We start from the raw sequence: 13,370 nt of genomic DNA on the forward strand, positions 1-13,370 counted from the left end.
CCGCGCGCCCGCCGCCATAGCTTCGATACCGACAGAGAATCCGCTGGTCCGAGGAGCGACACGAAGATGAACACAGGCGGTACACACGCCCTGAGGCTGGAAGCGGTGCGCAAGATCTACGGCTCCGGCGACGGCGCGGTCACCGCGCTGGACGGGGTGTCGGTCGGGATCCAGCGGGGCTCCTTCACCGCGGTCATGGGGCCGTCGGGATCCGGCAAGAGCACCTTCCTGCATTGCGCTGCCGGGCTGGACAAGCCGAGTTCGGGCCGGGTGCTGCTCGGCGAAACCGAGCTCGGCGGGCTCCGCGAGCGGTCGCTCACCGAACTGCGCCGGACCCGGATCGGGTTCATTTTCCAGGCCTACAACCTGCTGCCGTCGCTGAACGTGCTGCAGAACATCACCCTGCCGATGCGTCTCGCGGGCAAGAAGCCGGATGCCCGCTGGCTGCGCGAGATCGTCGACGGGGTCGGCATCGCGAAACGGCTGGAGCACCGTCCGGCGGAACTCTCCGGCGGACAGCAGCAGCGCGTCGCGATCGCCCGCGCGCTGATCACCCGGCCGGAGGTCGTGCTCGCCGACGAACCGACCGGCGCGCTCGACACCCGCACCGCGCGCCAGGTGCTCGACCTGTTGCGCACGGTCGTCGACCAGATGGGCCAGACCGTGTTGATGGTCACTCACGACCCGGTCGCCGCGTCCGCCGCGCACGGCGTGCTGTTCCTCGCCGACGGCAAGCTCGCCGGCCACCTCCCGCAGCCGACCCCGGAGCGGGTCGCCGAGCGGATGACCCACCTCGGGGAGTGGTGAACACCATGTGGTCGTTGGCTTTGCAGACGACGAAGGCCCGGCTGAGCGGGTTCGTCGGCGCGTTCATCGCGATCCTGTGCGGCACCGCGCTCGTCTCGGGCTGCGGAATCCTCATGGAATCCGGCCTGCGCGCCGGAGTCCCGACCCAGCGCTACGCCGAAGCCGCGGTGGTGGTCGGCGGTCCGCAGACCACGAAACCGCCTGGCGCGGATTTCGGCGAGTCCGAGCAGATCAGCGAACAGACCACGGTGCCGGAGACGCTGATCTCCAAGATCGCCGAAGTGCCCGGCGTGCGCCAGGCGGTGCCGGAGCAGGACTTCCCGGCGAACGTCGTGACGTCCAGCGGCCAGGTGCTCACCGGCCCGGACGGCGCCCAGTCGCGCGGACACAACTGGGACGCGGCCGTGCTGGCCCCGTTCTCGTTGCGCGAAGGCCACGCTCCCGAAGCGTCGAACGAGGTCGTTCTCGACGCGGAGTTGGCGGCCCGCGGCGGTGTTTCCATCGGCAGCACGGTGCGGATCTCGACCCGTTCCACGCCCATGGACTTCCGTGTCACCGGCATCGCCGCGCCCAAATCCGGCAACGGCTTGCCGCGACAGTCGGCCTTGTTCTTCTCCGCCGGGCGCGCCGCTGATCTGTCCGGGAAACCCGGGCAGGTGCACGCGATCGGCGTGCTGGCCGCGCCCGGAGTGTCCACAGGTGACCTGGAAAGCCGCATCAGCGAGGCGGTCAGCGGGCAACCGGTCACGGTGACGACCGGCGTCGGGCGCAGCACCGTCGAATTCCTCGACGTGAGCCAGACCCGGGTGCTGCTGTTCGCCCTCGCGGGTTCGTTCGGCGGGTTCGCGATCCTGGTCGCGGTGTTCGTCGTGTCGAGCACGCTGGCCTTGGTGATCAACCAGCGTCGCCGGGAATTCGCGCTGTTGCGGGCGATCGCGGCCACGCCGAAGCAAATCCGCAAGCTGATCAGCGCCGAAACCATGCTGATCGCCGTCACCGCCGGAGTGTTCGGCGCGGGCTTGGGCGTCGGCGTGGCCTACGGACTGCGCAACGCCTTCTCCCAGATCGGCGTGATTCCGCCGGACTTCGACCTCGCGGTCGGCCCGGTCCCGCTCGTCGTCGCGTTCTTGCTCGGGTTGGGCGCGGCGCGGCTGGCCGCCTGGTCGGCGGCGCGGCGTCCGTCCTCGATCCGCCCGATCGAAGCGCTCGGCGAGGCAGCTGTCGAACGTCGTGAACTCGGCCGCAGCCGCCTCCTCATCGGGTGGCTGCTGGTGCTGGCCGGCTTCGGCGGCGCGACCGTCCCGATGTACGTGACCGGCGACGGTGCGCTCGCGGCCTCCTCGATGTCCGCGCTGGTGGTCGTGATCGGGCTCTCGGTGCTCGGGCCGAAGGTGGTCGCCTTCATGACCCGAATCATCGCCCCGGTCTACTCCGGCGTCTCGCGGATCAGCGGCTACCTGGCGGCCGCGAACAACCAGGCCAACGCCCGGCGGCTCGCGTCGGCGGTGACTCCGGTGATGCTGGCGGTCGCCTTCGCGATCTCGATGTTCTACAGCCAGACGTCGTCCGCGGCGGCCAGGCAGGAACAGGCCGTCCGGTCGACCACCGCGGACCACGTCCTGACCAGCACCACCGGTGCGCTGTCCCCGGAAGTCGCCGCGGCGGCACGGGCGATCCCGGGCGTCGCGGCGGCCACCTCGGTGGTCCGCACCGACGTCGTCACCACGGTCCCCGAGGAGAAGCGCCTGCGCGTCATGAAGTACCCGGCGCAGGGGCTGGACGGCGACCAGGTGCGCGGCGTGCTCGATCTCGGGGTGGTGTCGGGGAATCTGGCCGACCTGCGCGGCGACACCGTCGCGATGAGCAAGGGCGAAGCCGATTGGTACGACAAGAAAATCGGCGACGACGTCGACTTCTGGTTCGCCGACGGCCGCCCCGCGAAGGTGAAACTGGTCGCGGTCTACACGCACAACCAGGCGTTCGGCGAGTACGTCCTGCCTGCCGACCTGGCCCGCTCGCACACCGGCGACCGGATGGACAATTCCGTTCTGGTGCGCCAAGACCCGAATGCCGACCCGGCCGCGATGACCGCCGCGCTCCGCGAGCTCAGCACTCGCTATCCAGGCCTGACCGTCGCGCCCGGCTCCACGGTGTCCGCCGCGGCCAACTCCGCGAGCCAGCAGCAGTTCTACCTGAACCTGGTCGCGGTCGGCGTGATCCTCGGCTATGTGGTGATCTCGGTGGCCAACACGCTGGTGATGACCACGGCGCAGCGATCGCGGGAATTCGCGCTGCTGCGGCTGATCGGCACCACGCGAGGCCAGGTCGTGCGGATGATGCGCCTGGAAGCGTTGACGACCGCCGGAGTCGCTGCGTTGCTCGGCACGGTGGTAGCGGCGATTCCGTTGGTACTGCTGAATCTCGCGACGCGCGGCACACCGCTGCCGTCCGGAACGCCCGCGGTGTTCGGCGGAATCATCGCCGGAGCTTTCCTGCTCAGCCTGGTTTCGCTCGGTCTGTCCACTCGGGTCACCTTGCGCGCCAAGCCCATCGACGCCATCGGCCTCCGCGAATAAGAAGGAAAAACCTTGCTGAAACAGCTTTCGGTGGCAGTCCTCACCGCGGCGGGCCTGCTCCTGCCCGCCGCGGCGGACGCCTCGCCGGCCCGCTTCCTCGACCAGTCCACGATTCCCGATCTGCAGCGCGCGATGGACCGCGGGCAGTTGACGTCGGAACAACTGACGCGCGGCTACCTGCGCCGCATCGAAGAGCTGAACCCTCGGTTGCACGCCGTCGTGCAAACCAATCCGGACGCACTGGCGGCGGCGAAGGAGAGCGACGCCCGCCGCCGGACGCACGCCTCTCGTGGTGCCCTGGATGGAATCCCAGTGCTGCTGAAGGAAAACACCGACACCGCGGATCGGCAGACCACCACCGCCGGCTCGACCGCGATGCTCGGCTCGCGTCCGGCGAAAGACGCCGTCCTGGTCCAGCACCTGCGCGCCGCTGGTGCGGTGGTGCTCGGCAAAACGAACCTGTCGGAATGGTCGAACTTCCGCTCGACCGCGCAAATCCCCGGCTGGAGCGGGGTCTCGGGGCAGACGCGCAACCCTTATGCGCTGGACCGCAGCCCCTGCGGTTCGTCAAGCGGCTCGGCTGTCGCCGCGGCGGCCGGTCTCGCGACAGTCGCCATCGGCACCGAGACCGACGGTTCGATCGTGTGCCCGGCGGCCGCGACCTCGACCGTCGGCGTGAAAACCAGCCTCGGCGCGGTGAGCCGCAGCGGCGTCGTGCCGATCACCGCCCAGCACGACACCCCCGGGCCGATCGCGCGCAACGTCACCGACGCCGCGCTCACCCTCTCCGTGCTCGCCGACGCGGACCCAGCCTCAGCCGGTGCTGCGATCCCGAAGAACATTCTCCTGGATCGCAACGCCTTGCGCGGCAAGCGAATCGGTGTCTGGCGAAAGGGTCACACCGGCATCGACCAGCAAGCCGACCGTATCTTCGAGTCCACAGTGCACACTCTGCGCTCGCTAGGCGCGACGGTGGTCGACGGGGCAGACGTCGAGGACATCTCCTGGTCAGTCAAACCGGATCTCCTGCCCGCGCTGCTGACCGAGTTCAAGCACGACCTGAACGCCTACCTCGCCACGACCCCCGGCGAACACCCGCGGAACCTGTCCGAGCTGATCGCCTACAACGACCAGCACCGCGACGTCGAAATGCCGCTGTTCGAACAAAATCTCTTCGTCGAAGCGAACGCGACCGACGGCAACCTGAACGACCAGACCTACCGTCGCCACCGTGCCGCCGCGACCGGCATCGCGCAACGTTCGATCGACGACGTGCTGGCGTCAAACGGCCTCGACGCGATCGTCACGCTGAGCGGGTTGCCCGCTTCGCCGCTGGACCGCCCGGGCGACGCGAGATTCCTGAGCAGTACTCGCAACACTTCCGTCGCCGGTTACCCGAACATCACCGTGCCCGCCGGATTCGCGGGCCAGCTGCCGGTCGGCGTTTCGTTTGTGGGCACGAAATACCACGATGCGCAGTTGCTGGGCTTCGCTTACGCGTACGAGCAGGCTTCGCACGCGCGGCAGGCGCCGCGGTACCTGCCCGCCGCGTAGGCCCTCAGCTTCCCGGCGGCGTCCACGGACCCGCCGGGAGGCCGACCTGGCGGAGGACGTCGGCGAGGTTGTAGTAGTCGGTGAGCTGGCGGATCCGCTCGCCGCGCAGGTCGATCAGCGTGCTGACCGGGACGCGGAAGGACTTGCCGGTGGCGGGCCGGGTCTTGTCGAAGGCCCCGGTGTCGGTGCCGGAGAACGTCCAGCGCACCGCGATCCGGTCGCCGGAGCGGAACGCGTCCTGTACGTCGACGTGTGCGTTCCGGATGCTTCTCTCGGTGATCTCGACCCAGTTGGCGACGCCTTCCTGCCCGCTCATCGCGACCTGGAAGGCGTTGTCCTGGTAGGTGCCGTCGTCGGTGAACAACGAGGCCATCTTGGCGGCGTCGCCGCTGTTCCAGGCGTCCGCCCAGGCCTTGACGACGTGCGGGATTCGCTGGCTGACCTGGGCCTGAGCGACGCTGCCCGAGGTGAGCGCGGCCAGGACAGCGACAACTCCACCGACGACGACGTTGCGGATCTTCTTCATGACGTTCCCTCTCCGAGTTCGACTTACAGCTGTAATCATAGATGCGTAACCTAACGCTTGTAAACTCATCTCGCTAACAGCTGTAAACTTGCGGTCGTGAACGCACCAGAAGGACGCGCCCGGAACCGTCGGGGCGAAGGCGCCCGGCTGCGGGAGGAGATCGTGCGGGCGGCGGCCGAGATCCTCGACGAAGGCGGCGGGGAGGACGCGGTCACCCTGCGCGCGGTGGCCCGGCGGATCGGCATCGCGGCGCCGTCCATCTACCGGCACTTCGCCGACCGCGACCAGATCCTGCTCGCCGTGGTGCAGGACGCGTTCGCCGAGCTGAAGGAACGCATCGAAGCCGGATTGGCCAGGGCGGACCGGCCGGACGCGCGGCTGCGCTCGGTGTGCACGACGTACCTGGACTTCGCGCTCGAGCGCCCGAAGCGCTACCGCATCCTGTTCGGCGGCGTGTGGAATGCCGCGCGGGCGGCCGAGAATCCGGAGATGGCCCCGGCGGCGGAGGAGATCGGACAGGACGTGTTCGCCCTGCTGGCGCAAGCGGTGCAGGACTGCGCGGACGCCGGTCTGTCGCGCAGCACCTCCGCGTTCTCCGACGCGACGGCGCTGTGGGCCGGACTGCACGGCTTGGCCGAACTACGCCCGGCGGCCCCGATGTTCCCCTGGCCGGAGGACGTTTTGGAAGTTCTGGTGGACCGGCTCGCCCTGCTGAACTAAGCCTCGCCCGGCGGCTGTGCGCGAGACTCATCCGATACCGCACGACTGAGGTCGCGCGCCGAAAGCCGTTCGGGCGCATTGGGAAACCCCGAGCGCCCGCCGCCCGCTCCGCGTGCCCGCCCGCTCCGCGTGCCCGCCCGCCCGCTCCGCGTGCCCGCCCGCCCGCTCCGCGTGCGAGATGTTGCAGATGTCCGTGAGGGGAACCCTGAGGGACTCAGAGTCCCTCAGGGTTCCCCTCACGGACTTTCCCTTGCGCCCCGAACGCCACCTCGACGGCGCGGCATGCACTCAATGTCACCCCAGCGCGGAGCAGCCCCGGCCGCAAGGCCGAAACCGCCGCCCGAATGTCCCGCTGATCGGGAGCAACTCCCGCAATCCGCCCCCGGCGTCCGAACGGCCCAGCCTCCAGGCAAAACACCCCCGCGCCGTTAGCATTCCGTGACCAAGTCCCGACCCGGTGTATCGACGCCGTCAGTTTCTACCCTGGTCGCCGGATTAATCGGGCACACTCACTCATTCGGGTTAACTACTTCGCTATCTTGGACCCCGTGGTGCACGCAAAGTCACGTTCCGCCCAGCGGGCGAGCCTTCGGCTGGGTGCCGTGGCCGTCGCCACGGTCCTCGGGGCCGGGCTCGCCGGGGCTTACGTCGGCCTGCAGCGGACCGCGGCGGCCGAGACCGCCAAGCCGGTGTCGAACGTCGCCGTCGCGCGCGGTGCCAGCGGCAGCGCGGGCAATGCCAGCAGCACGGTCAGCGGCGGCACCGGCGGCAAGGCCCCGGCGTCCTCGCAGCCGTCCGCGCCCGCACTGCCCGACCACCCGACCCCGTTCAGCGTCAAGCTGTCCTCAAAGGACATTCCGGAGAAGGGCGGCGGCGTCCGCACCGGCGGCTGCAGCGGTTCGCTGATCGCCCCGCAATGGATCGTCACCGCCGGACACTGCTTCCACGACCTCGACGGCACCCGCGTCAGCGGCAAACCCGACTACACGATGACCGCCGCGATCGGGAAGCTCACCGATTCCGACCCGCGCGGGCACGTGCTGAAGATCGTCGACGCGCGCCAGTCCGCGGTCAACGACCTCGCGCTCGCCAAGCTGTCCGAGCCGGTCACCGACATCGAACCGCTCGCGCTCCCGGACGGCCCGCCGGATCCGGGTCAGCACACGACCTTCGTCGGCTGGGGTTCGCTGTCCTCGAAGGTCATTGTGCAGACCGACCACATCAAGCGCGGCGATTTCCAGGTCGACGAAGTGCGCAAGAACGAGATCACCCTGGAGCCGCTGAAGAAGCGGACCGTCGAGAACAGCCCGTGCCCGGACGACTCGGGCTCGCCGTTCTTCGTGCCGATCAAGGGAAAGAACACGCTGATCGCGGTCGAGAACTTCGGCCCCGACTGTCCTCAGCCCGGCACCGAAACCGCGGCGCGCGTGGATCAGCTCGTGTCGTGGATCAAGGGCGAGATCGGCGAATAAGCCCTCACCGGGGCAGCAACGCCGCCAACTCTCTCGCCGCAGCACGCAAAGCGGGCACGAACTCCTCCAGTTGCGCGACGGTCAGCCGATAAGCCGGTGCCGCGGTGGACAACGCGGCGATCGCGGTCCCGTCCGGCGTCCTGATCGGAACGCCGACCGCGCGGATGCCTTCCTCGTGCTCCTCGTCGGCGATCGCGAAACCGCGTTCGCGCACCGCCGCGATCTCCGCCGCGAACGCCTCGCGCGCGGTGATCGTGCGCGGGCCGAGCTCCGGCAGCTCCAGCGAAGCGACCAGCTCGTCTCGGTTCGACGCGAACGCGACCAGGCATTTGCCCATCGACGTGCAGTGCAACGGCCCCCGCGCACCCGGCTCGCCGCGGATCTGCAGCCGCTGCGACCCCTGCACCGAGTGCACGTAAACCTGGTTGTGCCCGTCCAGTACCGCCAGCAGCGTCGGCTCGCCGGTCTCCGCCGACAGCTTCTGCATCACCGGCAGCGCGACGCCGGCGAACCCGCGCGCCTGTGACACCGACTGGCCCAGCTCGAACAGCCGCAGCCCCAGTGAATACCGCTTCGACACCGGGTCATTGCGCGCGAATCCCTCGCTCTGCAAGGAGCTGAGCAACCGATGCGTGGTGCTCACCGGATATCCGGCGGCGCGCGCGAGCTCGGACAGCGGCACGCCTTCGGGGTAGCCGCCGAGCAGGGACAGCACCCGCAAAGCCTTGCCGACCATGTCCGCCATCGGACCCCCTTGACGTCCCGGGCGCGGCGACGCACACTGCCTCTCACCGCATTGCGGAATAGCTTTCCATATTACGGAAAGCGCGTCAAGGACTTGGGTCAGCGGCGACAGGAGTACCGGATGAACACCGTCGAGCAGGCGGGCACGCTCGGGAGGCAGCGGTGGCTGCGGCTGATCCCGATCGTCTTCGTCACCTACAGCCTCGCTTACCTCGACCGGTCGAACTTCTCGATCGCGACCGCGGGCGGCATGGCCGAGGACCTGAACCTCACGAGCACGACGTCCGGGCTGATCGGCGCGTCGTTCTTCCTCGGCTACTTCCTGCTGCAGGTCCCCGGCGTCCTCTACGCCGACCGCCGCAGCGTGCGGAGCTTGATCTTCTGGTCGGTGCTCGCGTGGGGCGTCCTGGCGACCGCGCAGGGCCTGCTCAGCTCGGTGCCGGTGCTGATCGTGGTGCGGTTCCTGCTCGGCGCGGTGGAAGCGGCGGTGCTGCCCGCGCTCGTCGTGCTGCTCGCGCGCTGGTTCACGAAGGCCGAACGCGGACGGGCCAACGCTTTCCTGATCCTCGGCAACCCGGTCACGGTGATGTGGCTGTCGGCGTTGTCGGGGTATTTGATCGAGGCGACGTCCTGGCGCGGCATGTTCATCATCGAGGGAATCCCGGCGCTGATCTGGGCTTTCGTGTTCCGCGCGCAGGTCCGCGACCGGCCCGCCGGCACGCAATGGCTCGACCCGGCCGGTCGTGACGCGATCGAGCGCGCGATCGCCGCGGAACAGGCGCAGCTTCCGGAACCGGCCGATCGTCCGGTGCGGGAAGCGTTGCGGTCCAAGGCGGTTCTGCTGCTGTCGGCGCAGTATCTGTTGTGGAGCATCGGGGTCTACGGCTTCGTGTTCTGGTTGCCGTCGATCGTCAAGGCGGGCTCGTCCGCCGGAATCGGCGCGACCGGTTTGCTGTCGGCGATTCCGTATGCGTTCGCCGTGGTGGCGATGCTGATCAACTCGCGCAGCTCGGACCGATCCGGCGTGCGTCGCCGATACGTCTGGCCGTGGCTGCTCGCCGGGGCGGTCGCGTTCTACGGTTCGTATCTGCTGGGCAAACAACATTTCTGGTGGGCGTTCGTCCTGCTGGCAATCGCCGCAGTGGCCTTGTACGCGCCATACGGCCCGTTCTTCGCGTTGATTTCCGAACTCCTGCCGCAGCGGACCGCCGGGGTGGCGGTCGCGGTGATCAACGCCGCCGGCGCGCTCGGCGGGTTCCTCGGGACCTACCTGGTCGGCTGGCTCGAATCCGCCACCGGCAGCACGGCTGCCGCGTTCCTGATGCTGGCGGGGACAATGGCCGCAGCCGCGGCGCTGGTCGTCGCGGTTCCGGTGAAAACGAAGGAAAGGCGAGCATGACCGCGCGTGTACTGGTGCCCTGGTCCGACATTTCCGTTCCGGCCGAACTGAACGCGGTCGTGTGGGACGGCCGCGGTGCCCCGCCGGACGGCCTCGACGACGTCGAGTTCTACGTCCTTCCCTACGACCAGGGCCCGGCGGCGGCGAAGCTCATCCCGCAGCTGCCGTCGCTGCGCGCGGTGCAGACGCTGTCGGCTGGTTACGACAACCTGCTGTCGCTCATCCCGTCCGAGGTGCAGCTGGCGAACGGCCGGGGCCTGCACGACCTCAGCGTCGCCGAGCACACGCTCGCGCTCATCCTTGCCGCGCAACGGTATTTCCCGCGCTGGTTCGCGCAGCAGCAGACCGGTTCGTGGGACCGGGTGCACACGCGCTCGCTCGCCGACTGCCGCGTCCTGCTGGTCGGCTACGGCTCGATCGGCCGCGCCATCGAGCGGTACCTCGAAGCAGGCGAGGCCGAGGTGGTCCGGGTAGCCAGCACCGCTCGCTCCGGCGTGCACGGCATCGCCGAACTGCCGGACCTCCTGCCGAGCGCGGACATCGTGGTGCTGGTCCTGCCCGACACCCCGCAGACCCAGGGCCTCTTCGGCACCGCGGAGCTGGCTCTGCTGCCGGACACGGCCCTGATCGTGAACGTCGGCCGCGGCACCGCCGTCGACACCGACGCGCTCACCGCCGAGGTCTCCGCCGGTCGCTTGCGCGCCGCGCTCGACGTCGTCGACCCGGAACCACTGCCCGCCGACCATCCACTGTGGACGCTTGACGGCGCGATCATCACCCCGCACATCGCGGGCGGTTCGGACTCGTTCTACCCGCGCGCGAAGCGGCTGGCTGAACGCCAGCTCGCGCACTACGCGAAGGGCGAGCCGCTGGAGAACCTGGTCAACTGAGCACGGCCGCGATGGCGGGCTGATACGCGGCGATCTGGTCGGGCGTCCAGCGTCCGGCCAGATCGTGCGTGACGATCCGGTAGACGAGCGCGCGGATCAGCATCTGCCGCCATTCGGGCAACTGTGCCCAGCGGTCGATGAGATCGGGAGTCGCTTGGTACCAGCACAATGCGTCGGCGACCGCCACCGCGGCGGCCCAGGCCGGGGGACGCCAGTAGACCGACCAGTCGATCACCGCGGGCGGCTCTCCCGGTGCGAAGAGGACGTTGCCGGGGAGATCGCCGTGCACCGCCTGCGCGGGTAGTTCGACCGGCTTCCGCTCAGCGAGCAGCGGGTCGAGAAGGCGTCGGGCGGCCGCCGAGGCATCGGGCGGCAACTCCTCCCAAGCGACCCGATCCCCGATCGCCCAGGGATCAGTCCGGCGATCGAGAAACTCCGGCCGGGGCAGCTGCGCGATCGCTTGATGAAACGCGATCCCGGCCCGAATGGCGTCGTCGGGCCGGGACGTGTCCAAGCGACCGGGAACCAGCCGGCTGGCCTCCCACCCCTGCGCGACAGGGTTGCCGCCGGATGAATTCCGGCCGTCGGCTCCCTCTCCGGCGATCCAGCCGCCGTCGCGAGTCCGCAACGGCCGGGCAATCCGAAACTCCGCCGAGCCGGTCACCGCCGCGAGCGCCTCCGCCCGCCATCGCGTTTCCGGAGCGAACTCCACCGGTTTCAGCACCACGTCCCCGGCGCGCCAAGTCCCGCCTTTCCCGCCTTCCAGCCGAACCGGATCGCGGTCGCAGCCGAACGCGGCCAGCACGTCCGCCGGGGGTCGCGTGAGCATCGTTGTGCGTCCTTTCTCGTGGGCCGTTTCCCGGTGTTCCCGCAGCTCCGCGCACACCTACCCAGAGCAACGCAAGGGGAGGAACGACTCCGACTGGTGGTATGAAAGCGCATTCAGGGGACCACCCACAGTGCACATGTGAGCCCTGTGTATGCTTCGCCATCGCTTGACTGGGTGGATTCTTCACCCGAATTGGTGGCCGTCGTGGTCGGGGAGATGTGGTCTCACGCGGTCCGTCGTTCGTGGTTCGGGACTGGATGGGAGAAAGCATGCACGGCAGGTCAATTCTGGTCCGGGGAGGGGCCGCGGTGGCTTCCGCGGCAGCGGCGCTCATGATCGCCGCGCCGGTCGCCCTCGCCGACGACAACGCCCCCACGGCGCGCAGCGGCGCGGCCTCGGGCACCTTGGAGCACGGCGGCACTTCGGGCTTCGACGTCAACGTCGCCGGCAAGGGCACGGTTCAGACGACGCTGTTCAACCTGAAGCTGTCCGACGGCGCCGTCTCGAAGATGTACTGCGTGCAGATCGAGGTCGGCGCGCGCTTCGGCGAGACGATGGTCGAACACGCCTGGAACGACTACCCCGACGCGAAGTCGCCGTTCCGCAAGAACAACAAGAACATCAACTGGGTGCTGCACCACAGCTACCCCTCCACGGACGCGGCGTCGCTCGAGAAGACGCTGACCGACAAGGGCGCCAAGCTCCACGACGGTCTGTCCACGAAGGAAGCGCTGACCGCGACGCAGGCCGCGGTGTGGCACTACAGCGACGGCAAGGACCTCGACGCCGAAAACCCGCTGGCCAACGGCTCCGCGGACGAAGCGGCCGACGTCCTCGCGCTGTACAACTACCTGACCGGCGACGCGAACACCGGCGTCGAGGAGAAGAAGCCGACGCTGAGCATCACGCCGGCCAAGGCGAGCGGCGAAGCGGGCACGAAGATCGGCCCGTTCACCGTCGCAACGACCGGCAGCGTCACCGACTTCACGAGCAAGCTCCCCGAGGGCGTGAAGGTCGTCGGCGAGAATGGCCAGGAGGTCAAGTCCTCGGCGATCAAGAACGGCACGAAGCTGTTCCTGGACGTCCCGAAGGACGCGAAGCCCGGCACGGCCGAACTCGCGGTGAAGGCCGCTGGTGACGTCAACACCGGCCGCCTGTTCGTGGCCAAGAACTACGCGGACAAGCCGGCGCAGTCGCTGATCGTGGCACAGTCGCAGAAGAGCACCGTCGAAGCCGCCGCGACCGGCACCTGGACCGAAACGGGCCCGGTGACCACCGCGCCCGCGACGACCGCCCCCGCGGCCGGCGGCAACAACTCGGGCCAGACCCCGCTGGCGAACACCGGCGTGAACGCCGCCCTGCCGATCGGCATCGGCGCGGCTCTTGTCGTTGCCGGCGGCGCGATGATCCTGGTGGTTCGCCGCCGTCGGAGCAACGCCTGATTTACCCCTTTGGTAATACGCACTAGCTGAGCGGGCCGGTCCTTTGAGGACTGGCCCGCTTTGCTATGTCGCGCAGCACCGCACCACCGCACCAGGACACTGCCGCCGCTGCACCGCTTGCGCTCGCCTCCGCCGCTCCTCCCGACGGACCCCCCCCGGGGGGACTTGCCCAAGTCCGTGAGGGCCACCTTCACGGACTCTGAGTCCCTCAGGGTTCCCCTCACGGACAGCTGCCGGTTGTGAGGGGCCCCTTGAGGGACATAGCTTCCCTCAAGGAGTCCTTTTACGGACCCGCCCACCCACAAAACCGCAGCCAGCGCACCCAGCGAAACCAGGCACCCACACCCCCCCCGCACCCCGATACGAAGCCAAAATGCGGTCTGGGGTGGCGTGTAAAGGCAAATTTACCGC

11 protein-coding genes are annotated in these 13,370 nt (G+C 69.0%); 8 read left to right on the plus strand and 3 right to left on the minus strand.

Translation table 11 applies throughout. The annotated features are described in order from the left end of the window. Positions 1 to 66: 66 nt before the first annotated feature. From ACFXI3_RS14280 to ACFXI3_RS14290, 3 genes are read left to right on the plus strand one after another with little or no spacing between them, the layout of a single operon-like run. Complete coding sequence (locus ACFXI3_RS14280) at positions 67 to 807, plus strand: ABC transporter ATP-binding protein (protein ID WP_354740346.1); 741 nt, start codon at positions 67 to 69, stop codon at positions 805 to 807. 5 nt (positions 808 to 812) lie between these two features. Further along, positions 813 to 3,383, plus strand: coding sequence for an FtsX-like permease family protein (locus ACFXI3_RS14285; protein WP_378399832.1), 2,571 nt, complete (start codon positions 813 to 815; stop codon positions 3,381 to 3,383). Positions 3,384 to 3,395: 12 nt separating this feature from the next. After that, a complete protein-coding gene (locus ACFXI3_RS14290) occupies positions 3,396 to 4,937 on the plus strand; it encodes an amidase (RefSeq protein ID WP_378399822.1) in 1,542 nt (513 codons plus the stop codon). A 4-nt stretch (positions 4,938 to 4,941) separates the two neighbouring features. On the opposite strand, the gene ACFXI3_RS14295 is transcribed toward ACFXI3_RS14290, so the two are convergent. Beyond that, complete coding sequence (locus ACFXI3_RS14295; protein ID WP_378399823.1) at positions 4,942 to 5,463, minus strand: nuclear transport factor 2 family protein; 522 nt, start codon at positions 5,461 to 5,463, stop codon at positions 4,942 to 4,944. A 96-nt stretch (positions 5,464 to 5,559) separates the two neighbouring features. Here ACFXI3_RS14295 and ACFXI3_RS14300 point away from each other — a divergent pair, with 96 nt between their 5' ends. Together ACFXI3_RS14300 and ACFXI3_RS14305 are read left to right on the plus strand one after the other, a co-directional pair. Continuing rightward, positions 5,560 to 6,183: a TetR/AcrR family transcriptional regulator gene (locus ACFXI3_RS14300; protein WP_378399824.1), complete on the plus strand. Its 624-nt coding sequence runs from the start codon at positions 5,560 to 5,562 to the stop codon at positions 6,181 to 6,183. 602 nt (positions 6,184 to 6,785) lie between these two features. Further along, positions 6,786 to 7,655, plus strand: coding sequence for a S1 family peptidase (locus ACFXI3_RS14305; protein WP_378399825.1), 870 nt, complete (start codon positions 6,786 to 6,788; stop codon positions 7,653 to 7,655). Between the two features lie 4 nt (positions 7,656 to 7,659). Here the strand turns inward: ACFXI3_RS14305 and ACFXI3_RS14310 are convergent, their stop codons facing one another. Beyond that, positions 7,660 to 8,400, minus strand: a complete 741-nt coding sequence (locus ACFXI3_RS14310; protein ID WP_378399826.1) for an IclR family transcriptional regulator — start codon at positions 8,398 to 8,400, stop codon at positions 7,660 to 7,662. A 120-nt stretch (positions 8,401 to 8,520) separates the two neighbouring features. On the opposite strand from ACFXI3_RS14310, the gene ACFXI3_RS14315 reads away from it, so the two are divergent. Then, complete coding sequence (locus ACFXI3_RS14315; RefSeq protein WP_378399827.1) at positions 8,521 to 9,798, plus strand: MFS transporter; 1,278 nt, start codon at positions 8,521 to 8,523, stop codon at positions 9,796 to 9,798. Beyond that, positions 9,795 to 10,688: a 2-hydroxyacid dehydrogenase gene (locus ACFXI3_RS14320; protein ID WP_378399828.1), complete on the plus strand. Its 894-nt coding sequence runs from the start codon at positions 9,795 to 9,797 to the stop codon at positions 10,686 to 10,688. Before ACFXI3_RS14315 ends, ACFXI3_RS14320 begins: the two co-directional genes overlap by 4 nt. On the opposite strand, the gene ACFXI3_RS14325 is transcribed toward ACFXI3_RS14320, so the two are convergent. Next, positions 10,681 to 11,517, minus strand: coding sequence for a TIGR02569 family protein (locus ACFXI3_RS14325; RefSeq protein ID WP_378399829.1), 837 nt, complete (start codon positions 11,515 to 11,517; stop codon positions 10,681 to 10,683). The two genes, ACFXI3_RS14320 and ACFXI3_RS14325, sit on opposite strands and share 8 nt — an antisense overlap. Positions 11,518 to 11,825: 308 nt before the next feature. Between ACFXI3_RS14325 and ACFXI3_RS14330 the strand changes: the two genes are divergently transcribed. Beyond that, positions 11,826 to 12,959: a thioester domain-containing protein gene (locus ACFXI3_RS14330; protein WP_344280001.1), complete on the plus strand. Its 1,134-nt coding sequence runs from the start codon at positions 11,826 to 11,828 to the stop codon at positions 12,957 to 12,959. The last annotated feature ends 411 nt before the right edge of the window (positions 12,960 to 13,370 follow it).

The sequence above is a fragment of the Amycolatopsis sp. NPDC059235 genome, assembly GCF_042754125.1.
Lineage (GTDB): Bacteria > Actinomycetota > Actinomycetes > Mycobacteriales > Pseudonocardiaceae > Amycolatopsis > Amycolatopsis albidoflava.